Here is a 23496-nt window from a genome sequence, read left to right on the forward strand (position 1 = left end):
TTACAAACAAGAATGGGAACCAACATGTTACGCACAGTCGCACTCGCAAGCCTCGCGATATCCCTGCTTTCGTCGGGGGCATACTCGCAGGAGACGATCCAGATCGGCGCGTCAATGCCGATCACAGGCCCGGTCGCGAATGGCGCACTTCAGGAGAAGCGCGGACTTGAACTGGCTTTGGAGGAAATCAATGCAGCAGGTGGCGTGCTGGGTAAGCCGCTTGAAATCCTTTACGAGGATAACCAGTGCAATCCCTCCGTGGCCGTTACGGTGACCAACAAGCTGCTCGAGGCGGGTGTTCCGGTGGTACTGGGCCAGCAGTGTAGTTCAGCGGTCCTTGCCACCATGTCACTTTTCCAGCGTGCAGAAGTGCCGCTGGTATCTGCCATCGCGACCAACCCCAAAATCTCCGAACTGTCGGGTGCCGGTGGCAATCCATGGGTGTTCCGGCTGAACCCTTCGGATCGTGAGCTTGCAATTGCAAACGTCAACTATCTCGTCAGCATGGGGGGCATCGAGAAAATCGCTATCGTGGCCGAGAGCACAGATTACGGTCGCGGCGGTGCAGACGCTTTCGCAGCAGCGGCGAAGGAAAAGGGGCTACAAATCGTTTCAACCGACTTTCATCCTCTTGGCGCACCGGATTTTACCACCATCATTGCCCGGCTACAGAACAACGGTGCGCAGGCTGTCGCTTTCTACCAGGCGCATGCCGACAATGCGAACTTTGCAAAGCAGGCGCATTCAATGGGCCTCAAGGCCATCATGACCGGAAAGCTCAGCCTCGATGGCGATACGTTCGAAGCGTTGATCAAGCAGGGCGCCTACGATAACGCCGTGACGGTATTCCCGTATTCGCCTGCGGTGAATACGCCTGAGAACAAGGATTTCGTCGAGCGCATACAGGCGAAGTTCCATGAGACTGCAAGTTATGAGGCCTTCGCCGGATACGAGTCTCTCTACGTTGTCGCGCAGGCGATAGAGCGTGCGGGAAGTGCCGACCCGAAATCTATCCGGGATGCCCTGGAGAAAACGAGTTACAAGTCGATGATTGGCGTGACTGTCAATTTCGACGATCATAACCAGGCCCACAACAACGCTGTTATCATCACGATCAAGGACCATGTCCTTTGCGTCAAAGACGTGTTTCCGACGAAGTAATAGAATGATGAGCTACGAGTTCCTCATGCAGCTTGTCGTGAACGGTATCGTGATTGGCTTGATTTACGGGCTGATCGCGACCGGACTGGCATTGCTGTTCGGTATTCTTCACATTGTAAACTTCGCGCATGGCGAAATCGTCATGCTGGCGATGTATACGCTGGCAGTCGCGGTGCCTTTTCTCGGCGGAAGCTATATTGCGAGTTTCGCGTTGATAGTTGCGGCCGCGACGATGATCGGATGGCTGGTCTCGGGCGCCCTGCTTGCCGCCTTGTCTGCCAGGCGCGGTGATATGGCGGCCTTTGAAAAGAGCCTGCTGCTGACGCTGGGCCTTTCAATAATCCTCCTGAACGGCGTCCAGTATATTTTCACCGCAACGCCAATGATGGTGACGACTGACATCCCGGTCGGCGCTTTTCTGCTCGGCCCGGTCAGGCTGAGTTACGCTCATGCAATTGCAGGGGCGATTGCCGTTGTCGTCTTCGTCGCGCTCTACGTATTTCTGACGCGCACGAACAGTGGTCGTGCGTTGCGTGCGGTTGCTCAGAACCGCGAGGCGGCATTGATGATCGGGCTTGACCCCGAGCGCGTCGCGCGCCGGGCGATCACGCTCAGCATTGTACTTTGTGCAGTGGGCGGCATGGTCCTTGTTCCGCTCTACGTCTTCCAGCCGATTGTCGGTCAGGCACTTCTTCTCAAGGCTTTTGCCATCGTGATCATTGGCGGCATGGGCAATGTACTCGGGGCCGCGTTGGTGGCGCTTGCGCTTGGCATAATCGAAAGCATGGTGGGGGGCTTCGCCAATATCGTTTGGCAGAATGCGATTGCGTTCATCGGGATGATCGCGGTGCTCCTGATCCGGCCGCAGGGTCTGTTCGCTCTTGCCATGAGAAAGGGCTGAGACGTGATAAGCGCACCCTCCGCCCCCGGAAATATTCTCATGGCGGCGTTGCTGCTGGCCATCTTTATTGCAGTCCCATTCCTGACGCAGTCGCCCTATTTTCTCACCATCGGCATCAGCGCGATGATATTCACGGTCTTCGCGATGAGCCTCAATATCGTCTACGGCTATGCCGGTCTGTTGTCCCTTGCCCAAGTCGGCTTCTGGGGCGTTGGCAGCTATGTCGCCGCGCTTGTCGTAACGCGCCTCGATGGGTCTATCTGGGAAGGGATGCTTGCGGCGGCCGCCGTGAGCGCGGCGGGTGGCATACTCATAGGCGCCGTGGCGTTGCGGTTGTCCAACCATGCCTTTGTCATCGTCTCGCTCTGCTTCACGCTTCTGATGCAGATGCTGGCTCAGGAATGGATCGACCTGACGAATGGTCCTATGGGAATTCCGGGACTGCCCGCACCCGGTATCGGTTTTGGCGAGACATCCTTCGTTTTCGCCACGCCGACTCACTTTTTCTATCTGACGCTCGCCTTCGCAACGATTTCACTGGGCGTCATCTGGCTTATCGTCACCTCGCGGATCGGGCGCACCTTCCGCATGATCAAGCACGATGAGACATTGTCCTGTTCGCTGGGGGTAAGGGTGACGGTGTGGAAACTCTTTGCCATCGCGCTCGCCTCGGTCTTCGCAGCTCTCTCAGGGGCGCTGTACGTGTTCTATGTGACCATCGTCGACCCTCTCATTTTCGACGTCTATTACACTCAGGTCATCCTCGTGATCGTGATTATCGGAGGGCTCGGCAGCTTCTGGCCTGTGGTGGTCAGCGGACTTCTTATCACCGTTCTGCCGGAAATCCTGCGCACGCCGAATGAGCTGCGCATGATCAGCTACGGCGTGATTCTCGTGCTTGCCGTGCTTCTGATGCCGACAGGCATTGCCGGGCTCGTCAACAAGGTGCGCATGCGGCGGCCCATGTCTAATGCCAATGCGGCGGAGAGTTCGACATGATCGGTTTGTCGAACTCCACGGTAGCCGGCAACCTGCTTGAGGTGCGCAACCTCAGGCGGAGCTTTGCCGGTGTCCATGCCGTCGACGGGCTTGATCTCGATGTCGCCCAAGGTTCGATTACCGGCCTGATCGGACCGAACGGGTGCGGCAAGACAACCTCGGTCAACTGTATTTCCGGGTTTGATCGCGCCTTTACCGGGCAGGTCGATATGGCGGGCGTACCGCTGGCTGGATCTGCACCAGATGTGATCGCGCGGGGCGGCCTGATGCGAACATTCCAGGCAATCCGGGTGTTCGACAGTTTCACCGTTCTTGAGAACGTTAAGCTGGCGATGCAGAGCTTTGACCAAGCGACGGTTGTTCAGATGCTTGCGCGCACTCCTGCATTCCGCCGCATCGAGGAAGGAACCGAGGCGATGGCCAGGGAACTTCTGGAACTCGTGGGGTTGAAGGCGAAGGCGAACGATCCGGCAGGGGAGCTCTCCTACGGGCAGAAGAAGTTGCTGTCTCTTGCCGGAATACTGATGTCCAAGCCGCGCCTCGTTATCCTGGACGAGCCGGTCGCCGGTGTGAACCCAACACGTGCCATGGAAATCGCCGGGATCATCAGGTCTGTCCAGGCGCGTGGCACCACATTCCTGATCATCGAACACAATATCCCGTTTGTTATGCGTCTTTGCGACAGCGTCGTGGTGATGGATCGCGGCAAGCGCCTCGTGCAGGGAACACCGGACAGCATCCGCAACGATCCAGCTGTCCTCGAAGCCTATCTGGGAGGCACCGCCAATGTCGACTCGTGATCCGGTGCTGAAATGTGAGGAGCTGGTCGCCGGTTACGGAGGACCGCCTATCGTCCGTAACGTCGATCTCAATATACCCGGAAAGCAGATGATGACGCTGGTCGGGCCCAATGGTGCAGGCAAGTCCACATTGCTGCGTGCCTTCTATGGTCTGACCAGGACCTATGCCGGCCATATCCTGTTCGAAGGCCAGGCAATCGAGAAGGCATCGCCGCTGCAGCGCTATGCTTCGGGCATCGCTTTTGTTCCGCAGGGGCGGTGCAACTTTGACAGGATGAGTGTCGCCGAAAATCTAGCGGTTGCCGCGCATTCCGTGGCGGTTGGGAAGCGGGCCGCCGCTCTCGACTATGTGCTGGGGTTGTTCCCAACCCTGAAACCGCTGATGCAATCCATGGCGGGAAATCTCAGCGGCGGCGAGCAGCAACTGCTGGAGATGGCAATGGTTCTGCAGACGCACCCGAAATGCCTTCTGGTGGACGAGCCGTCGCTGGGCCTCTCTCCCGGGATGCAGGCATCGGTCTTTGAGAAGCTGGCCGAACTCCGCGATGCAGGCATGACCGTCGTCACCGTGGAGCAGAATGTGCGCGTCGCGCTGGCGGTCAGCGATAGGGCCGCCGTACTGGTCCATGGGGAGATCGCCTTTGAAGGACCGGCGGATGAAATACTGGCCGATGACAGAATCCGTATTGCCTATCTTGGCGGCCTGCCGGCTGGCCAGGCGGCCCATTAATAACAGATCCGGAAGTGACTGATATGAATGATACCCTCACCATGACCGAGCTTGCGAGCGAGCTTCGGAGCAAGGCTTTCGGTGAGATGCCTGACGACATAGATCTCATCGTGTCGTCAGAAAGTGCGAACAAGGCATATCTGTCCGGCTATGTCAGCATGGCGCATGACCTCGCGCCGAGCTACCGCTCGGCCGTGCTCGCGACGAGGGACTGCGCGTCGCTTGTTGTAAGTGCTGCGGATGCGGGGCCTGCCTTCGACCTGCTGCGCGATCCGGGTCTGATCTACCGATATGGCGAGTTCTACTTTGAAACAGCCGGGGGCGGTGAGCCCAAAGGGTACAACGTCAAGCCCAAGGCTGCTTTCGAAGACGCAGCGGCAGATGCTCTTCGGTCCGTGAAGCCTTCAAGCGGCCGCGTGGGCATCGATCGTGCGGATGGTGATCTGCTGTGGAATCTTGGGCGCGATTTCTTGGGTGAGGACAAGGTCGTCGACGTTACTAGCGAAATGCGGGCTTCGCGCGCGACCAAGACGACCGCGGAGGTGAAGCGTCTGCGCAGGGCGACAGTTCTGGTTGAAGAAGGATTTCAGAAGATCATCGATGCCGGCCATGCCGGGATGACAGAGCTCGATCTCGCAGCAATGGTGTCTGAGCGGATGGTGGCCGGCGGCGGCGTGCCGCGCTTTGTCTCGGTCACGTCCGGACCAAGGTCGGCTTTGGCCGACGCCTATGCCACACCAAGGAAAATCGCCGAGGGCGAGCTCATCCGTATCGATGCAGGTTGCACGGTTGATGGATATTGGTCGGATCTCGGGCGCACATTCGTCTTCGGAGAGCCTGACACGCGGCAGAGCAAAACCTACCAGGCTATCCTGGCCGGAATCGAGGACGAGCTTGCGGCGGTCAAGGCCGGTGTCGCGGCGAACAAACTGTTTGAAATCGCTGTGAGTTCGGTGAAAGCAAACGGTATTCCCCACTACAAGAGACAGCATTGCGGCCATGGTATAGGCTTAAGGGCTTATGACTCACCAGTGGTCAATTCGACCGACAGGACAACATTGCTGGCTGGCATGTGTCTCTGCCTAGAAACACCTTACTATGAGTTGAACCTGGACGGGATGATGGTGGAAGATACAATCCAGGTTACGTCCGACGGTTATGAACCGCTCACGACGATCTCCCGGGAATTATTCGTCATCCCCTGAGCAATCACGTTTCGACACGCTTTGACTTGTCCGGGGTGACGCCTCGGCGACAGGAGACACGAATGCTCTCTATCAACCGCATGGATTCGCTGGCGACCGGACAAATATCGTTCGGACCGGGCAATCCAAAATTCCCGCTATTCCCCTCGCATCTTGCCGGTTGCCCGGTCACCTCGACAGCTAAGATGCAATACCCGCTCGAACTGGCCTTTGACTACGAAAAAGCCAAGGATGTTAGGTTCACCGAGGGCGCAAGGTCCAGCTGGCAGCAGTTGTTGCCACCCCTGCATCCGGCGTCATCCATGCCGGTAGGCTTCACGCCGCTTGTCGACATCTCCGCAGTCGCGCCTCCGCAGATGCGCGATCGTGGCGTCTACATCAAGGATGAAAGCCGCAACCCGACCTGGAGTCACAAGGATCGGCTTAACAAGTACACGATCAGCGCAGCTCTCCTGGAAGAGGCTTCCACCATCATAGTCGCTTCATCGGGAAACCATGGCGTCTCGGCCGCTGCCATGGCGAGCCGGGCCGGTCTGAATTGCATCGTGATCACGATGCCAGATGTGAGCCCGGCCTTCCGCGACATGATTGTCGGCTATGGGGCCTTTCCTGTCTTCTTACCGGTTGATGCCCGCTGGCCAGCCATGAGAGCCTTACGCGAGGTGCCGGGAACGTATCCGGTGAGCAACCTTACTTCGGTGCATACCGGTCACCCCTGGGGGGCGGAAGGCTACAAGACGATTGCCTATGAGATACTCGAGGCATTCGGCGGAAAGCCACCTGCAGCTGTCATTGTACCGACAGGATATGGCGAGATGCTCTATGGCGTATTCAAGGGCTTCCGCGAGGCTCGCGATTTCGGCTTGACGGACCGCGTGCCACAGATCGTTTCCGTGGAGCCGGCCGCGCGCGGACCCCTCTATCATGCCTTCAAGTCCGGTAATGAGACCGCAACCGTGCAGGGCTTGCCAACGATACAGGGTGGCACCGCCAGCACAGTAAGTGGTTACAGGGCGGCCGTCGCCGTTCGCGAAAGCAGGGGCATTCCGCTGGTGGTAAACGACGATGCGGCGTTGGCGGCCCATGCGAAGCTGGCTCGGCAGGGCATCTGGCAGGAATATTCGTCGAGTGCAGCTTTTGCTGCGCTAAGCGATATCGAGTCGCTTTCGCATGAGGGACCGGTGGTCGTCATGAACTGTTCGACCGGTCTCAAGGAGCCGCCAAAAACGATGGCGGTCCGGAAAGCCAAGCCGGATCTTGCGTCCTTGCGCGCATACCTGAAATTGGAGTTCAACTTCGACTTGTAGTCAGTCGGCATGTTGACAGATCATCCCGTATTCTGGTTGGCGAATGGCAGGTGACCGGATAAATTTATTGATGGTCAGGCGTTATTTCTTCCGGGCCTAAAAGCGATCGGCTATGTTAGCCCGATGGCGAACACTCGAAAATCTGACATCTCATCTGAATTGATTCTGGATGGCGTGGGCGCACGACATCAGCAGATCGAACGTGCCATCCGCGACAAGATCCAGACCGGCGCCTGGCCGCCCGGCTATCGCATTCCGCCGGAAGAAGAACTTGCGCTCATGCTGGGCGTCTCCCGCGCTCCGCTTAACAAAGTGCTGAACCATCTGGCGAACACCAAGATCATAGTCCGGCGTCGGCGCTTGGGGACTTTCGTCAGCGAGCGCACAGACAATCACACCGTTATCGGCATTCTCGATATTCGCGAAAAGATCGAGAGCACCAACAAGACTTACAGCTTCGAACTGCTTAAGCGTGAAATCGTTGACGGCGCAGAGGCCTATGGATGGAAGGAAGCGGTCGCCAACGAACGGCTGCTGAAGTTGGACCTCGTTCACAGAGCCAACGGAGCGAGCGAAGTGTTCGAGGAACGCTTCATCCGCATATCGGTTATTCCGGAAGTGGAATTCGAAACATTCGATAAGGTTCTGCCGAACGAGTGGCTGCTGGCAAGGCTGCCATGCACCCGGCTGATCAATACGATCAGGGCGACAAATGCGGACCGTCGCATTGCAAAGGCGTTGTGTCTCGCTCCGCATGAACCGCTACTCGTCTCGGAGCGACGGACATGGGTCAACGCAGACGCGTTGACGTGGGCAAAGCTGTCGTTTCCTGCGCACCGCAACGAGTTCGTCGGCGAGTTCAGTCCGCTCGAACCCTTAGCCACCCTTCGCTGACGTTCATTCTTCAATCTCGGCGCACAGGCCGCAAAGTGCGTCGCCTGTTGCGGCAAGGGCTGGGAACCTTCGGAAGATGACGAAGCCGTCGGCATTGAAACGCAATTCCGTACGCTCGTCCAGCGGGCGGCCAAGCGGATGCAAATAACCTGCCGGCTCTCCGCTCCTGACCCGGTCTCCAACCTTCACGAGCGGTTCGAAAATACCATGCGAAGACGAGTAGATAGTGGTAGCGGGCGGTAGCATTCGGAGCCTGCGGCTCGGCTTGGCCTCGGGCGCGGAGATCTCGGGCGCGATTCCCAGCTGGCGCAAAACACGGCGGATGCCGGCCTCGGCCAGATCGGTACCGGCAGCCGAAACACCGGGTCCGCCGCCGAGTTCGGTCGTCAGCGCCGCCAGCCCGTGTGCGACCGCCGAAGCGTAAAGCGTTGTAGCGCCGCCTCCGCCTTTCCCGTCAGTGAGAATACTGTTCGGCGCGCGGAAGCAGTCCAGCAGTTCTGCGATTTGATGCGCCTGTTGCGGTGTGCGGCCACGATGCGCCAAGGCCACGGGCATGTAGTCGAGAGAGCTTCCCCCCGAATGAAGGTCAAGCACATAATCAGCTAAAGGGAAAAGAACCTCGGTAACGTAGTTCGCGATCATGCTGGTCGGACCACTATTGGCGTCCCCGGGAAACAGTCGGTTGAGATTTCCTCCATCCAGCGGAGAATTACGGCGTCCGGCGACAACTGCTGGGCGGTTCAGTTCCGGCAGAATGATGACCCTGCCTTTGACCTTCGTCTGCGTCAGGGCATGAGCGATCCTGCGCAAGGCGATCTGGCCTTCATACTCGTCGCCATGCGTACCGGCGGTCAGCAGGACGGTGCGCCCCTCGCCGCCGTTGATGCAGATCATCGGCACCGGTATCCAGCCATAGGCCGATGTGTCGGATGAGTATGGAACGCGGGCATAGTCTAGCTGAACGCCATGCCGTTCAAAATCAATAGTGGACCAAACCTGACTAACCATAGAAGCCTTGCTGTCGTTTGCCCGGCGAAAGCGCGGGGATCATAACTGTTGCTTGCGCGTGTTCATTTCAGACGGAACTCGGCTGCCGTCGGCGTCATACTGGCAAGGATGGCGGCCAGCATACATATGATCGCCGTGCCGATCAGGATTGGCGCGATACCCACGCTCGTGGACAAGGGTGCAATCACCGACAGTCCGAGCGGAGCAAGGCCGTAAGATATGATGAAATCCAGTGAGGAGACGCGCGCAAGCTTTTCGCGAACAATTCCGTCCTGAATAGCGGTGAACCAGATGACGTTGAACAGCTCCATGCCGAAACCGGCGAGCGCATATGCGACCATCGGCATCCAGAAAGTCTCGGCAGCGAGCAGGCTTAGCGGTACCAGCGCGTAGCTGCCCAGTCCTACGAGCCCCCACCAGCCTCTCTTGATCGGGTTCCAGTGCGAAACCACAACCGCGCCGGCCAGCGCGCCCAACATATAGGCGGTGACGCTGCCTACCAGCAAAGTTGCGCTGTCGAAAACATCGACACTTATGACCGGCAAAAGAACGTTGGTGACAGAATAGCCTGTTGCCACGACGGCGCAGAGCGCTGCCAGAGCCGCAAAGAACCAGGGATGACGCCGTGCCTCGTGATAGCCCTCGGTAAAGTCTTCCGCGAACAATCGTATGTAGCTGGAATGCTGAGCGGCCGAGCTGGTTTGTCTTGGCGGCTCGACGGGCCACGGCGGAAGGAATGCGCTTAGTGCCCATAGAATGGCGATTGCGAGGAACGCGGCGGCAACCCCGAACATCGTGGCGATAAGCGTTGCAGCGGCAGGCCCGACCAGAATTGTCGCACGGATGGACAGGCTGAGCGCCGCATTGGCGGTCTGAAGATAAGTGACAGACACAATGCCGGGCACGATCGCCTGATAGACGGGTCTCGAAGCACCCTGACCGATGCCCGAAAAGAACACGCCTGCTCCTGTCAGCAGAGGTGTCGCCTGCGCACTCAAGGCAAGATCGAGACAGACAAGCAGCGTCCCACCGGCAGCGATGAGGCTCGAGGCGAGGATGATCCTGCGGCTTCCGATCCTGTCGGCCATGACACCACCGATCGGCACCGCAACAAGAAATCCGACCGAGCGGAGCGCGAGGAAAATTCCCAGATCGACAGCAGAAAGGACGCCCCGTGAAACAGCGAAGCCAAGCACAAAAGGCAACGCCCAGGTGGCGATGCCCGATGCGGTATTTCCAGACCAGAGCCGGACGAATTGTATGGAGCGGACGCTGGACACCGGATTGCACGGACCTTTCAGGGGGAATCGAAGGCTGAAACGTGCCGGCTGCCGCTAGGCTTGCTGGAACTCATCCAGAATCCGGATCCAGCTGCGCACACCCTTGTGCAATCGCTTAATGTCGTAGCGTTCGTCAGGCGCGTGGATCGCGTCATCGGGCAGGATGAAGCCTATCACAATGCAATCGATGCCAAGCATGTCCTTGAATTGCTGAGCGACTGGAATCGATCCACCCGACCCCTTGAGCACCGTCGGTTTCCCCCATTCCTTCTCCAGCCCGCGGGCCGTGGCCTTCACGAATGGATTGTCCTCCGGCAAGGTGACGGCACTGCTGCCAGGGAATCCCTCGAACTCGACCGTACACCCCTCAGGCAGGCGCGAGCGAACGTGGCGCTGGAATAGCTGTCGGATGTTCTCCGGGTCCTGACCTTCCACGAGACGGAAAGACAGCCGCACTGTGGCAGAACCGGGGATTACGGACCGTTCGCCCGGACCCTGATTTCCGCTGGTGATACCGTTAAAGTCCACCGTGGGCCGGCTCCAGATGGCTTCAAGCGGCGAGTAACCTTGCTCGACCATCCCACCGGTTAAATCCACCTTGCCGAAAAGGTCGGTTTCCTCTGAAAGTGCGCTCCATTGCCTGCGGAGCGCCTGTGAAATCTCTTTCAGGCCATCGTAGAATCCTTCGATGGTTACGCGTCCGGCCTCGTCGTGGATGCTTGCAAGAATCGAACTGAGAATACGGATCGGGTTTACCGCGACCGCACCGAAATAGCCGGAATGCAGGTCCCGATTCGGCGCGAAGATCGTCACCTTCTCATGGAGAAGACCTTTCAGCCGCAGGTTCAGCGCCGGTTGTGTCGGCGACCACATGTCACCGTCGCAGATGAACGCGATATCGCACGACAGTTCATCCTCGTGTGCTTTGAGGAAGGCAGGCAGGCTGTGAGAGCCGGATTCTTCTTCGCCTTCGAGCAGGATCGTCACCTTACCCGGAAAGCTTCCGTAGACGGTTTTCCACGCGCGAAGCCCTTCAATGAATGTCCACAACTGGCTCTTGCTGTCCGACGCGCCTCGACCGTAAAAGCGGCGAATCCCGTCCTCGTTGATGACATTTGGCTCGAATGGCGGGTGCCGCCAATCTTCGACTACGCCGACCGGCTGAACGTCGTAGTGGCCGTAAAAAAGCAACTTCGGGCGATCGGCTTGAGTGTGGTCTGTTGAGTGGGCAAGCACGAGCGGATGCCCTGCGGTCTCGACAACCCGCGCGTCAAAGCCCAGGCTGGAAAGCTTGTCGCACAACCAGCGAGCGGCCTTCTCGATGCCCGGCTTTCCTTCCGGGTCGCTGGAAACGGATGGGATCGAGATCAGTTCGAACAGCTTGGCGGTTGCAGCTTCCAGATTGCCATCCACTTCTAAAAGCGCCTTCTTGATATTGGACATTTTCTTACCCTCCGTGCTGTTCTGGGGGCGGCTTTCGGTTTCTGTGCACAGCCTGCCGGCTAAAGATCGAAGCCGTATTCGTATTTCAGGTAAGCTCGCAGCGACGGCAGGTCTGCCTTGGCCACCGAAACCTGCATAGAGCCCGGTGGCTCCTTCAATCCGGTCGAACAGCCCATAACAACGACCGCGCCATCGTTTTCAAAAGCCGGGATATCTTCCAGAGCCGCAAACGCGGCGCTCGAGGAGAATTCATGCCAGAGGCCCTGACGCGCCATGGTCCTATGAGCTGCCCGGGCAGCCTCATCGTCGACCAGCAACGGGATGCCCTTGCTTTCACGGATTGCGACGACGGATCGATAGCCGTTTACCGTAGTCGCCGTTCCGGACTGTATTGTGGGACCCGCATCGACAGTCGTGGCCGGTAAACCGTTCCTGATGGCGTGATAAAGGGGGCCGCGCGCCGCCGGCTCAACCGATACAAGCTGCGGTATTCGGTCGATATGTCCGAGCAGCCGGGCTTCGTTGAAGCCCTTGTAAATGCCGTACAACATTTCGCCATACCCTGTGGGCACGACAACAGCCGCCGGCACCAGCCCATCCAGATCGGCGAGAATTTCGTAAGCTATGGTTTTGTAGCCTTCCGGTCCCCAAGGGTGTCCGGTGTGAACCGTCGTGAGATTGCTGACGGGATAGGTGCCGGCAATGCCCTGAAGAAGTCGCATTGCTGGCCACCTGTCTTCCGCGGGCAGGAATACCGGAAATGCGCCATAACCCAGTATCATGTCGCGAAATGCGGGACTCACTTCAGGCATAGTCAAGACGATGCAGTTGAGGCCCGAGCGGCTCGCCATCGCCGCCGCGGACACGCCATGATTTCCCGACGATGCAACGATGATGGTCTTTGCTCCCTCGTAAAGAGCGGCCGAGACTGTGAAGGTGTTCAACCGATCCTTGTGGCTCCAGGTCGGATTCCGGCTTTCGTCCTTTACATACACGCCACGTTCACGGAACCGCTGAGGCGCGACGGCAGAAACATCCACCATTGGTGTCGATCCAACCGGCATGGTCATCTTGGGATGAAGTGGGGGCAAGATCTCCTGCCAGTTTTTCCAGCCCGATCCCTTTTTGAAGGATACGTGGGATGCCGATGCGTAGTCGTAGGCAACTTCGAGGGGATATTGCATGGCCTCGTCCGAGGTGCCGGGGCAGCCGGAAAGCAAAGCCGGCAAAAGGGGATACACAGGGTTCGCTGGTCCGAGCGAGCGTTGCCCCGTTGCCAGCGAGCGTGTGTTGGACATCATATTCATTCTTCTTGCCTAGGCATTTCTTGGATTTGCGGTCGAATGTCGTGCCTGACGGCTGCCAGGCTGAAGTCAGTGGAGGATCTGCTCCAGAAAATGCCTGGTGCGCGCCTCCCTCGGACCGCCAAAGAACACCAAAGGAGGTGCTTCCTCGACGATCTTTCCTCGATCCATGAAGATGACGCGATCGGCGATACGCCGGGCAAAGCCCATCTCATGCGTGACGCAGATGATGGTGATCCCGTCGTTTGCGAGATCGGCCAGCGTCTCCAGCACCTCCTTCACCATTTCCGGATCGAGAGAGGATGTTGGCTCATCGCAGAGCAGGATTGTCGGTTTCACGCAGAGCGACCGTGCGATCGCCACACGCTGCTGCTGGCCCCCGGATAGCTGACGTGGATATTTGCCCGCCTGTTCAGGGATGCGAACTCGCGCCAGATAGTGCATTGCCAGCTCGTCGGCTTCCTTTCGAGGTATTTTGTGAACCCATCGGAGCGCCAATGTGCAGTTATCCAGCACCGTTAGATGCGGGAACAGGTTGAACTGCTGAAAGACCATTCCAACGTTCCTGCGGACGGCGTCGAGCACCTTCGATTTCTGTGAAAGCGCTATGCCCTGGACCCTGATCGTTCCGCCCTGGAATGGTTCCAGGCCATTGATGCAGCGGATCATCGTTGACTTCCCTGAGCCTGAAGGCCCGCAGACAACGATCTTCTCGCCTTCCTGAACGGTAAGGTTGATGTCGGTCAGAACCTGGAAATCGCCGAACCACTTGCTCATGCCCTCGATTTCGACAGACGTTCCAGGACCGTTTTCGGGCATTGCCGGATTCCTTTCGGAGGGAGCATCGTTCACGCGCTTCATCACAGCGCCTCGGCCCGGTCGCGACCGGAAACGGCGACCAGTGAAAAGATCGTCGAAAGAACAATGCGGGTTATGATGGTGATGCAGATATAGATTGCGCCCGCGACCAGCAGCGGCTCATAGACGTCGAGCGTGCGGGAGCGGATTTCGTTGGCGTAGCCCATTACGTCCATCACCGTGACCGTGAAGGCGAGCGCAGTGGTCTTGCAAAGCATGATGACTTCGGTGGTATAGGCGGCGAAGCCATTGCGTAGCATGGCTGGGAGGATCGCGACGCGGAATGTCTGGAATCCGCTCAAGCCAAGCGATTTGGCAGCTTCGATCTGTTCCTTTGGGGTCTGGAAATACGACCCCCGCATGATTTCGGAAGTGTACGCCATCTCAACTATGGAAAGGCACAGAACAGCGCACCAGAACGGGCTGGAGAATATGTGCCAGAGGAATGTCTCCCTGATGATCGCGAGCACAGGGAACCCGTAGTAGATCACGTAGAGCACCAGCAGCATCGGCACGCCGCGAATGCAGAACATGAGGTTCCAAACGACCTGCGACAGAAGCCCGCCGAAATAAATCTGGATGAAGGCAGAGGTTGCCGCCAACACGAAGCCGGTGCAGAGCGAAACGATGAACAGGGTGAGTGTCGTGGAAAGCCCGCCAAGGATTTCCTGGCCGTAAGCGATGATGAGGTCCATCAGATTTCTCCTATGGACCGGCGCGACCGCTTTTCCAGCCTGTGGAACAGCTTGGCCGATACGAATGCGAAGACGATAAAGATGATTATCGCGATGCCATAAAAGGTGAACGGTGCTTCGGTGGACCGGGCGCCGATCGAGGCGATGCGAACGATGTCGGATATACCTATAATGCTCAGAAGAGCGGTCTCCTTCATACTGATCAGCCACAGCGAACTCAGATATGGAATCATCTTCTGGTAGACCTGAGGCAGGATTATCAGGGCGAGTGACTGAAATGCCGAGAAGCCAAGCGATCGTCCGGCTTCGTTCTGACCGGGAGGAATGTCCGCCCATCCAGCCTTGAAGAGTTCGGTCGAATAGGCGCCGAGAACGATCGAGGTGGACATTATGCCCGGGACCAGCGGGCTCACGGTAAGGTGCGCCATGCCGGGGATCATCGACAGCGCGCTGTTGATGATGCCGTCCGCGGTGTAGAAGATCAGGATCAGAAGCAGGATGTCGGGGAGGCTTCTGAAAACATAGGTATAGAGCTTGATGACCGCTGCCGCGCCCCACAGTCGCGATCTGGCGGTGATCGTCAGCACGATCCCGATGAAGATGCAGAACGCGAAGCTGAAAACCGCGACTGTGAGGCTGACGCCAAAGGCTCTCATGAATTGCCAGCCCCAACCTGCCTCTAAATACTCGAGCATTCAGAATTACCTTAGAGCATAGGCCGGGAATTGTTGCGGCAGTACAGGCGGAGCGCGGGGCTCGGCCAGTTCTTCAGAAGATCGATTGACGACCGCCTGCGCGAAGCGGACGGCCGTCAGAGAGGTGGAGGGACCTACTTGATCGGAGGCCCCCATTTCTTGGCAAGTTCTTCCCACTTGCCATTGTCGCGTAGTGTCTGCAGGGCAGCATTGAACTCATCGCGCAGTGCAGTGTCTTCGGGACGGAACGCCATGCCGATGCCTTCGGATACCTGAACCGGATCGCCGATATTGACCATCTTGGGCTTTTCGTCCCCTTTCCCGAGGAATGGCTCGATGTCGCCCAGAACGACATCGACACGCCCAGCCTTGAGGTCTGAAATCAGCGCGTCCATAGAGGGATAACGCCGAATTTCCACGCCCGGATAGGTCTTCTCGACATAGGCGGCGTTGGTCGTTCCCTGCTGAATGCCAATGACCTTGTTCTTCATCGTTTCGGGCGAGATGTCGAATTCCTTGCCTTCGACCACCCCGAAATAGGAGTAGGTGCGCGCATAGGGTTCGCTGAAGATGACGCGTTTCCTGCGCTCGTCAGTAATGCCCATTCCGCCAATGATGACGTCGAATTTCTTGGCCAGCAGCGCCGGAATGATGCCGCTCCACTCATTGGTGACGTAGTTGCACTTCGCCTTGATGATTTCGCACATGGCATTGCCAAGATCGATGTCAAAGCCTTGGAGCGTACCGTCCGCCGCAGTCATATTGAACGGAGGGAAGCCACCTTCGTTAGCAATCGTGATCTCTCGTTCCTGGGCTTGTACCCCGGTCAGAGACGCGAGCAGCAATGTTGTCGCGAGAACCCGCGTTAGAAGCGATCTCATTGATCTGTTCCCCGTTTGATTTGTAATTACAAATAGACCGTACGAAGCGGAAGCCAGAATTGTCAAGGGGCTTTAATGGTCAGATAGAGTCACGAACGTCGGGGCAAAGCGCATTGAACTCCTGTCGAGTCCTTGAGGTCGCGATCTGCCAATTTGAATGAATGAGGTGCGGACCGAAAGACGACGCTATGGCTCCGGCCCAGAAAGTCGCGTCCTGACCCTATATCCCATCAAGGGGCAATACTTCCGAGCGTTTTACCTGACCAAGCGCGAAACTGGTTTCGATGGAGGCGATGTTGTCCAGCCGGGTCAGCTTGTCCTTGATGAAGCGCTCATAGGCTTCGAGATCGGCGGCCACAACGCGCATCAGATAATCCCGCTGGCCGGTCATCAGATAACAGTCCAGCACTTCAGGCCAGCGGGAAACAGTTTCCTCGAATTTGTCGAGGTCCTCTTCGCGCTGGCGCTCCAACTTGATCGAGGCGAAGGCGCTGATAGGCAGTCCCACTCGCTTCTGATCGACAACGGCAGTGTAGCCTTTGATGATGGCGGCCTTCTCCAGCAATCGTATCCGGCGCGCGCAAGGCGAGGGCGACAGTCCCACCTTTTCCGCAAGTTCGCCGATTGAAATCTTGCCATCTGCCTGAAGGATGCGAAGGATTTTTCGGTCAATCGCGTCCAGTGCAAAAATTGGCATAAATCACCATCATTGAGCTAGTACATGGCAATTCCAGCTAACATCGCGGTTTTTGGAAAGCAAGTTTGGCCGCTCTCGCTCCGCCCTGTGCCTTATCCTGCTCGCAACGAGAAAAGTTGGGACTGCACAATGGCCGACCTGAAGATACTGGGCGAACTGGAGCGCAAGGTCCTGTGGCTTGCCACCTGGATGATCCATAATGCCAACCATCTGCGGGACAATGACGATGGCCTCAAGGTCGGCGGACATCAGGCGTCCTCCGCTTCGCTGGCGACGATCATGACTGCGCTTTACTTCCATGTATTGCGTCCGGAGGATCGTGTCGCGGTCAAGCCGCATGCTAGCCCGATCTTCCATGCGATCCAGTATCTTCTTGGCAATCAAACGCGTGAGAAGATGGAAAATTTCCGCGGCTACAAGGGCGTGCAGTCCTATCCGTCTCGGACCAAGGATGTCGATGACGTTGACTTCTCCACCGGATCGGTCGGACTGGGGGTCGCGCAGACGCTGTTTTCCTCTCTGGTGCAGGACTATGTGCGGGCGAAGGGCTGGAGGCCGGATTCGCCCGAAGGCAGGATGGTTGCACTGGTCGGCGATGCCGAGATGGACGAGGGCAACATCTTCGAGGCGCTTCTGGAAGGGTGGAAGCACGGCCTTCGCAACACATGGTGGGTTGTCGACTATAACCGCCAGAGCCTCGACGCAGTGGCGCGCGAGGGCCTCTGGGCGCGTTTCGAGGCGATCTTCCGCAATTTTGGCTGGGATGTCGTTGTCATCAAGCATGGCAAGCTGCAGCAGGCGGCGTTCAGCGAACCTGGCGGCGAAAAGCTGCGCGAATGGATCGATGCCTGCCCGAACCAGCTCTATTCGGCATTGACGTTTCAGGGTGGTGCCGCATGGCGCACGCGTTTGATGGACGAGATCGGTGATCAGGGAATTGTCTCGCAGCTGATAGAAAAGCGCAGCGACGAGGAACTGGCATCATTGATGGGCAATCTCGGCGGCCACGACCTGCCGTCGCTGATCGAGGCGTTCGAGAAGGCGCGGCAGCATGACCGCCCGGTCTGCTTCATCGCCTACACAATCAAGGGTTTCGGCCTGCCGCTCGCCGGGCACAAGGACAACCATGCAGGCCTCATGACGCCGACGCAGCTTGAATCGCTGCGTCAGGCAATGAATGTGCGTCCCGGTTATGAATGGGAGAAGTTCGAAGGGATGAGCGCTGGCGAGAGCGCGGCAAAGACGTTCCTGAAGAAGGTCCCGTTTGTGCAGCGCGGTCGCCGCCGCTTCACCGCCACGGAAATCGCAGTGCCCGAACGGCTTGAGTTCGGCGCGCAGCTTTCGATGTCCACGCAGCAGGGCTTCGGCCTCGTCATGCATGAGATCGCAAAGTCTGACACGCAATTGGCCGACCGCATCGTCACAACTTCGCCGGATGTCACCGTCTCGACCAATCTCGGCGCATGGGTCAACCGACGCGGCCTGTTTTCAAAGGAAACCATGGCCGACCTCTTCAAGGCAGAGCGGATACCATCGACCTATAACTGGGCCTTCTCGCCGAAGGGCCAGCACATGGAACTGGGCATTGCAGAGATGAACCTTTTCATCATGCTGTCGGCGCTGGGCCTGTCACATTCGATATTCGGTGAGCGCCTGCTGCCGGTAGGCACGCTCTATGATCCGTTTATCGAGCGCGGCCTCGATGCGCTGAATTATGCCTGCTACCAGGATGCACGCTTCATGATCGTCGCCACGCCGTCGGGCATAACCCTGGCGCCTGAGGGCGGAGCGCACCAGTCAATCGCAACACCGCTGATCGGCATGGCCCAAGACGGGCTCGCCAGCTTCGAGCCGGCATTTGTCGACGAACTGGCTGTCATGATGCGATGGGCGTTCGCATATATGCAGCGTTCCGGTGAAGCTGAGCCCGACAAAATGACGTGGCTGCGCGATGCCACCGGCGGCTCGGTCTACCTGCGCCTGTCGACGCGCTCGGTCGAACAGCCGAAGCGGGAAATCATGCCCCAGCTTGAGCAGGATATCATCAATGGCGGATACTGGATGCGTCGGCCCGGCCCGAACGCGCAGGTGATCGTGGCTTACACAGGCGCGGTTGCACCGGAAGCCATCGACGCAATTGGCATGATGGGCGAGGATCGCCGCGATGTCGGGCTGTTGGCAATTACCTCGGCAGATCGGCTGAATGCCGGCTGGGCCGCAGCACAGCGCGCCCGCGAGGCCGGACTGAGTCATGCTTCAAGCCATATCGAGCGCCTGCTCGCCGGGATCCCGTCGCATTGTGGCATCGTCACCGTCATCGATGGACATCCCGCAACACTCGGTTGGCTCGGTTCGGTTCACGGTCACCGCACCCGCTCGCTGGGAGTGGAGCATTTCGGTCAAGCTGGCTCGATCTCCGAACTCTACCGCCACCATGGCATCGACGCGTCGGCCATCATTGTCGCCACAGAAGCGCTCATCCCGGGGAAACCGATACGAAATCTAAGGCTAGCTTGACTATCGGCGCTTCAAGACCGGGCAAGACGTCGGGTTAAGGTTCGAGCCGTTGGCCAAGCCGAGGCCGCTGACGCCGCAGGATACCTGGAGAGCGGCAAAGGACCACTTTGCTACGAGATTCAGCTACGCGCTACGGCGGCGATGTCGCGGTGTGGGATGGGGTCGATCCTGAATGGGTGGCCGAGGCGGCGCTTGCCGTCTACGGACCTTCAGCCGCGACCGCGGCCGCCTGGTGTGCGGTGACGGCGCGCTGCGACGGACGCGAAGCCGATTATCGCTTCTGGTTTCGCGTCTTCGCCCGGTTGAGTGCCGCAACCGAAGGAAGAGATGGGTTTGAGCTGGGAATGACCGCTTTGCGCCGTCAACTCGGTCATTGCGGCAGCTTCCGGTTCGTCTGAAAAGTAGACGTTACTGACAATCCTCTAGGGCGTGACACTGCCGACACCCGACAGCGCGGCTAGTGGTCTGCTGGCGGCCGACCGACTGATGAGGATCACGCACTGGCCGCGACCCGAAACCGATCTGCTTCGGCCACTATCCCGCGCAGGTTCTCGTTTAGCTGTTTTTGCGTGGCTTGTTCACCCAGGCCCCACAGCCGTGCCAGTGCAGCCACCGGCGAGGACGACGCTTTGGTCGGATAGCTCTCTCCCGAAGTTGAAGCGAACGGAGCGTCGGTTTCATTCAGGACACGATTGCGTGGCAATATTCCAATCATTGCCAACGCGCGGCGGCTTCTCGCCATAGGAAGACGCACGCAAAACCATGCGCCCATGTCCGCAGCTTTCTGGGCATGAGCGAGGGGACCAGAGAACCAGTGGAAGACGGGCAATCCCGCGTCGGGCTGGCGCTGAAGTGCCTCGATGACTTCGCCACTTGCGTGCCTGCTGTGGCTAGACATCATGCGATCATTTGCCAGGGTTATTTCACAGAAGGAGTGATGAAAGCAGCGGAAACCGACACGCGTTCCTAGCCAATTACCCAGCTCGCATCAAGCGGTGCCTTTCCCGCTCCAACACCTTTTGGGCTCTTGCAGAAGAAGTTTCGCAGTCAGACTCTATGGGAGGCCAAGCGTCTCGCCACTTGTCTGACTTTGCAGGATCGTCCGGTAGGCGGCATTTTCCTCCGGGGCGTTGACGGAGCAGCAGCGGACGCCTCGCGGGAGACCAGAAGAATCCTGTCGGTGTGAATGCACCATCGAGGCATGTCCGCCCCGTTGACTTTTATTCCACCACCACACGCTCCCCGGGTCTCCCCGTCAGCAGCGTTAACAGGGAGCAGGGTCCGATTCAGGTCGTCTATAACGGCCTTCCGCATTCAAGGACGCAACGTCGGATCCTGCCGTCTTCAATTGCCGCTTATTCGAGAGAAATGGCGAAGCCGTCAGAGAAATCTTCTCACTTTTCACGATGTATAATGAGATGTTGAACGCTTTCGAGGCAGAGTCAGACAATCCAAATCTGAGCGGGCTAGAAGACACTGATTGCAACATGGTCAACACTGGCTGCCCACCGAGGTTCACCGGACAAATTAGAATCCCGGCGGTTGTAGTCAGCACGCTTGTCTGGCGAGGGATGAGCGTAGAACACTCCAACAGTGTCAGGCAAGATTTCTTCCAGCAGGCTGCGCGGCCGAGATGACGGCTTGCAACCCCGAACCGCAGAGGCGATTCAAAGTCAGGCACGGGACCGAAGCGTACAGGCCGCCCTCGATTGCGGCGACCCTGTAGAGATAGGCATCTCGCGGTTCGCCGTGGATGACGTTGCCAAACACCACGTGCCCTATCCGCGACGGATCGACGCCGCTTTTCGTTACTGCCGAGCGCAGCACGGTCGACGCCAGCTTGTCGCCGGTACACTTTTCAGCGAACGGCCGAAGGAGCCGATCGCAGTACTCGTTGTGGAAACATCGCTACCTGATTGGAGATGTCGAACTCCTTTAGATGTCGGGTTGCCAACCGGAATGCTGCTCCGGTCGAATTCATTGGTTGCGCCGGTTCCCTTCCATGAGGTCGAGCACGGCACGCGCGGCCTCGAGCACGTTGGTGCCGGGGCCGAAAACCGCCGCGACGCCGTGATCGAGCAGGAATTGGTAGTCCTGACGGGGCACGACGCCGCCGACCACGACGATAATGTTCTCGCCGCCCTTCGCCTTGATCGCATCGACGAGCTGCGGCGCGAGCGTCTTGTGGCCCGCCGCAAGCGAGGACATGCCAACGACATGCACCTTGGCGGCGATCGCCACGTCGGCAGCTTCCTGTGGTGTCTGGAACAGGGGACCTGCGATCACGTCGAAGCCCAGATCGCCGAACGCCGATGCGATCACATTGGCGCCGCGGTCGTGTCCGTCCTGGCCGAGCTTGGCGATCATGATGCGCGGGGTCTGGCCAAGCTCGCTGGAAAATTCCTCCAGCCGGCTGACGAGGTTCTGATATTCGGGCTCGCCCTCATAGGCCGGTCCGTAGACCTTGCGCACTACTTTCGGCACGGCCGAATGGTCGCCGAAAGCGTCGCGCATCGCGTTCGAAATCTCGCCCAAGGTGGCCCGGGCCCGCGCCGCGTCCACGGCGGCGGCCAGGAGATTGCCTTGGCCCGAACGCGCAAGCTCGCGCAGCGTCGCCAGCGTCTCGGCCACACGCTCGGGCTCACGTTGCCGCTTGGTTCGCCCGATGCGGGCGATTTGCGCATCGCGGACCGCCTTGTTGTCGATCTCGAGTATCTCGATCTGGTCTTCCTGTTCGAGCCGGTACTTGTTCACCCCGACAATGACCTCATCTCCCCGGTCGATTGCCGCTTGCCGACCCGTCGCGGCTTCCTCGATCAGCCGCTTGGGCAGGCCGTCGATGACCGCCTTGGTCATGCCGCCCAGCGCCTCGACCTCCTCGATCAGCGCCCATGCCTTCTCGGCGAGCTCGGCAGTCAGGCTCTCGACATAATAGGAGCCGGCGAGCGGGTCGACGACCTTCGTCACGCCGGTCTCGTTTTGCAGGATGAGCTGCGTGTTGCGCGCGATGCGGGCCGAAAACTCGGTCGGTAGCGCAATTGCCTCGTCGAAGGAATTGGTGTGCAGCGACTGAGTGCCCCCGAGCACCGCCGCCAGCGCCTCATAGGCCGTGCGCACGATATTGTTGTAGGGGTCCTGCTCCTGCAGCGACACGCCGGATGTCTGGCAATGCGTGCGCAGCATGAAGGACTCCGCCTTCTTCGGTCGGAACTCCTCCATGATGCGCGACCACAGCAGGCGTGCCGCGCGCAGCTTTGCCGCCTCCATGAAGAAATTCATGCCAATCGCGAAAAAGAAGGACAGCCGGCCTGCAAAGGCATCGACATCGAGACCCTTCTTCAAGGCCGCGCGCACATATTCGCGTCCGTCGGCGAGCGTGAAGGCGAGTTCCTGCACCAGCGTCGCGCCGGCCTCCTGCATGTGGTAGCCGGAGATCGAAATGGAGTTGAACTTCGGCATCTCACGCGAGGTGTACTCGATGATGTCAGCGACGATCCGCATTGAAGGCTCGGGCGGGTAGATGTAGGTGTTGCGGACCATGAACTCCTTCAGAATGTCGTTCTGGATCGTCCCCGATAGCTTCTCGCGTGGCACGCCCTGCTCTTCGCCGGCAACGATGAAGCTGGCAAGGATCGGAATCACTGCGCCGTTCATGGTCATGGACACCGAGACCCTGTCGAGCGGAATGTCGTCGAACAGGATCTTCATGTCCTCGATGCTGTCGATCGCCACGCCGGCCTTGCCGACATCGCTCACCACCCGCGGGTGGTCGCTGTCATAGCCGCGATGCGTGGCGAGATCGAAGGCGACGGAAATGCCCTGCTGACCGGCGGCGAGCGCCTTGCGATAGAAGGCGTTCGACTCCTCCGCCGTGGAGAAGCCGGCATATTGACGGATCGTCCACGGCCGGCCAGCGTACATGGTGGCGCGCGGGCCGCGAAGGAACGGCTTTATCCCAGGGAGCGTGCCGAGGTGATCGAGGGCATCGAGATCGGCCCCGGTGTAGAGCGGCTTCAGGTCGATGCCTTCCGGCGTGTGCCAGGTCAATGTCTCCGGCGCTGCCTTGAGTTCGCGCTCGGCAAGCTTGCGCCAGGGTTCGAGGTCGGAACCATCGGCCATAC

22 protein-coding genes are annotated in these 23496 nt (G+C 58.8%); 10 read left to right on the forward strand and 12 right to left on the reverse strand.

What is annotated here, in order from left to right; genetic code table 11:
• Window positions 1–24 precede the first annotated feature (24 nt).
• From SAZ10_RS16160 to SAZ10_RS16195, 8 genes are all read left to right on the forward strand, one after another.
• Window positions 25–1161 (forward strand): ABC transporter substrate-binding protein, encoded by a 1137-nt coding sequence (locus SAZ10_RS16160; protein WP_318610344.1) that lies wholly within the window; start codon window positions 25–27, stop codon window positions 1159–1161.
• A 4-nt stretch (window positions 1162–1165) separates the two neighbouring features.
• Window positions 1166–2062 (forward strand): branched-chain amino acid ABC transporter permease, encoded by an 897-nt coding sequence (locus SAZ10_RS16165; protein WP_318610345.1) that lies wholly within the window; start codon window positions 1166–1168, stop codon window positions 2060–2062.
• A 39-nt stretch (window positions 2063–2101) separates the two neighbouring features.
• The gene (locus SAZ10_RS16170) at window positions 2102–3061 is read left to right on the forward strand and encodes a branched-chain amino acid ABC transporter permease (protein WP_318610346.1); all 960 of its coding nucleotides are present in this window, start codon (window positions 2102–2104) and stop codon (window positions 3059–3061) included.
• Window positions 3058–3861, forward strand: coding sequence for an ABC transporter ATP-binding protein (locus SAZ10_RS16175; protein ID WP_318610347.1), 804 nt, complete (start codon window positions 3058–3060; stop codon window positions 3859–3861). The genes SAZ10_RS16170 and SAZ10_RS16175 overlap by 4 nt, the downstream gene beginning before the upstream one ends.
• Window positions 3848–4591: an ABC transporter ATP-binding protein gene (locus tag SAZ10_RS16180; RefSeq protein WP_318610348.1), complete on the forward strand. Its 744-nt coding sequence runs from the start codon at window positions 3848–3850 to the stop codon at window positions 4589–4591. The genes SAZ10_RS16175 and SAZ10_RS16180 overlap by 14 nt, the downstream gene beginning before the upstream one ends.
• Window positions 4592–4614: 23 nt before the next feature.
• The gene (locus SAZ10_RS16185) at window positions 4615–5796 is read left to right on the forward strand and encodes a Xaa-Pro peptidase family protein (protein ID WP_318610349.1); all 1182 of its coding nucleotides are present in this window, start codon (window positions 4615–4617) and stop codon (window positions 5794–5796) included.
• Window positions 5797–5858: 62 nt separating this feature from the next.
• The gene (locus tag SAZ10_RS16190; protein WP_318610350.1) at window positions 5859–7103 is read left to right on the forward strand and encodes a threonine synthase; all 1245 of its coding nucleotides are present in this window, start codon (window positions 5859–5861) and stop codon (window positions 7101–7103) included.
• A gap of 123 nt (window positions 7104–7226) precedes the next feature.
• Complete coding sequence (locus tag SAZ10_RS16195; RefSeq protein ID WP_318610351.1) at window positions 7227–7997, forward strand: GntR family transcriptional regulator; 771 nt, start codon at window positions 7227–7229, stop codon at window positions 7995–7997.
• Between the two features lie 3 nt (window positions 7998–8000).
• On the opposite strand, the gene SAZ10_RS16200 is transcribed toward SAZ10_RS16195, so the two are convergent.
• The 9 genes from SAZ10_RS16200 to SAZ10_RS16240 all read right to left on the reverse strand — a co-directional run bounded on the left by SAZ10_RS16200 (window position 8001) and on the right by SAZ10_RS16240 (window position 16858).
• On the reverse strand, window positions 8001–8891 hold the full coding sequence (locus SAZ10_RS16200; protein WP_318610352.1) for a succinylglutamate desuccinylase/aspartoacylase family protein: 891 nt from the start codon (window positions 8889–8891) through the stop codon (window positions 8001–8003).
• Window positions 8892–9067: 176 nt separating this feature from the next.
• Window positions 9068–10285 carry an MFS transporter gene (locus SAZ10_RS16205; RefSeq protein WP_318610353.1) on the reverse strand — a complete coding sequence of 406 codons (1218 nt, stop codon included), beginning with the start codon at window positions 10283–10285 and terminating at the stop codon, window positions 9068–9070.
• Window positions 10286–10339: 54 nt separating this feature from the next.
• Window positions 10340–11728, reverse strand: coding sequence for a M20/M25/M40 family metallo-hydrolase (locus SAZ10_RS16210; protein WP_318610354.1), 1389 nt, complete (start codon window positions 11726–11728; stop codon window positions 10340–10342).
• A 59-nt stretch (window positions 11729–11787) separates the two neighbouring features.
• Window positions 11788–13035 (reverse strand): threonine synthase, encoded by a 1248-nt coding sequence (locus SAZ10_RS16215; protein ID WP_318610355.1) that lies wholly within the window; start codon window positions 13033–13035, stop codon window positions 11788–11790.
• A gap of 66 nt (window positions 13036–13101) precedes the next feature.
• Window positions 13102–13851 carry an amino acid ABC transporter ATP-binding protein gene (locus SAZ10_RS16220; RefSeq protein WP_318610356.1) on the reverse strand — a complete coding sequence of 250 codons (750 nt, stop codon included), beginning with the start codon at window positions 13849–13851 and terminating at the stop codon, window positions 13102–13104.
• 41 nt (window positions 13852–13892) lie between these two features.
• Window positions 13893–14585: an ABC transporter permease subunit gene (locus SAZ10_RS16225; RefSeq protein WP_318610357.1), complete on the reverse strand. Its 693-nt coding sequence runs from the start codon at window positions 14583–14585 to the stop codon at window positions 13893–13895.
• Entirely contained in the window at window positions 14585–15280 is a 696-nt protein-coding gene (locus tag SAZ10_RS16230; RefSeq protein WP_318610358.1) for an ABC transporter permease subunit, read from the reverse strand. The genes SAZ10_RS16225 and SAZ10_RS16230 overlap by 1 nt, the downstream gene beginning before the upstream one ends.
• Before the next feature lie 134 nt (window positions 15281–15414).
• Window positions 15415–16161: a transporter substrate-binding domain-containing protein gene (locus SAZ10_RS16235; protein ID WP_318610359.1), complete on the reverse strand. Its 747-nt coding sequence runs from the start codon at window positions 16159–16161 to the stop codon at window positions 15415–15417.
• A gap of 220 nt (window positions 16162–16381) precedes the next feature.
• Window positions 16382–16858 carry an Lrp/AsnC family transcriptional regulator gene (locus SAZ10_RS16240; protein WP_318610360.1) on the reverse strand — a complete coding sequence of 159 codons (477 nt, stop codon included), beginning with the start codon at window positions 16856–16858 and terminating at the stop codon, window positions 16382–16384.
• 129 nt (window positions 16859–16987) lie between these two features.
• Here SAZ10_RS16240 and SAZ10_RS16245 point away from each other — a divergent pair, with 129 nt between their 5' ends.
• A complete protein-coding gene (locus SAZ10_RS16245) occupies window positions 16988–19375 on the forward strand; it encodes a transketolase (RefSeq protein WP_318610361.1) in 2388 nt (795 codons plus the stop codon).
• A gap of 107 nt (window positions 19376–19482) precedes the next feature.
• Window positions 19483–19773 carry a hypothetical protein gene (locus SAZ10_RS16250; protein ID WP_318610362.1) on the forward strand — a complete coding sequence of 97 codons (291 nt, stop codon included), beginning with the start codon at window positions 19483–19485 and terminating at the stop codon, window positions 19771–19773.
• A gap of 95 nt (window positions 19774–19868) precedes the next feature.
• On the opposite strand, the gene SAZ10_RS16255 is transcribed toward SAZ10_RS16250, so the two are convergent.
• From SAZ10_RS16255 to scpA, 3 genes are all read right to left on the reverse strand, one after another.
• On the reverse strand, window positions 19869–20357 hold the full coding sequence (locus SAZ10_RS16255) for a TatD family hydrolase (protein ID WP_318610524.1): 489 nt from the start codon (window positions 20355–20357) through the stop codon (window positions 19869–19871).
• 614 nt (window positions 20358–20971) lie between these two features.
• Entirely contained in the window at window positions 20972–21202 is a 231-nt protein-coding gene (locus SAZ10_RS33620) for a hypothetical protein (RefSeq protein ID WP_412535229.1), read from the reverse strand.
• A gap of 150 nt (window positions 21203–21352) precedes the next feature.
• A complete protein-coding gene (gene scpA / locus SAZ10_RS16260) occupies window positions 21353–23494 on the reverse strand; it encodes a methylmalonyl-CoA mutase (RefSeq protein WP_318610363.1) in 2142 nt (713 codons plus the stop codon).
• Window positions 23495–23496 lie beyond the last annotated feature (2 nt).

It is taken from the genome of Mesorhizobium sp. BAC0120 (assembly GCF_033542235.1).
In the GTDB taxonomy this organism is placed as follows: domain Bacteria; phylum Pseudomonadota; class Alphaproteobacteria; order Rhizobiales; family Rhizobiaceae; genus JAWRCU01.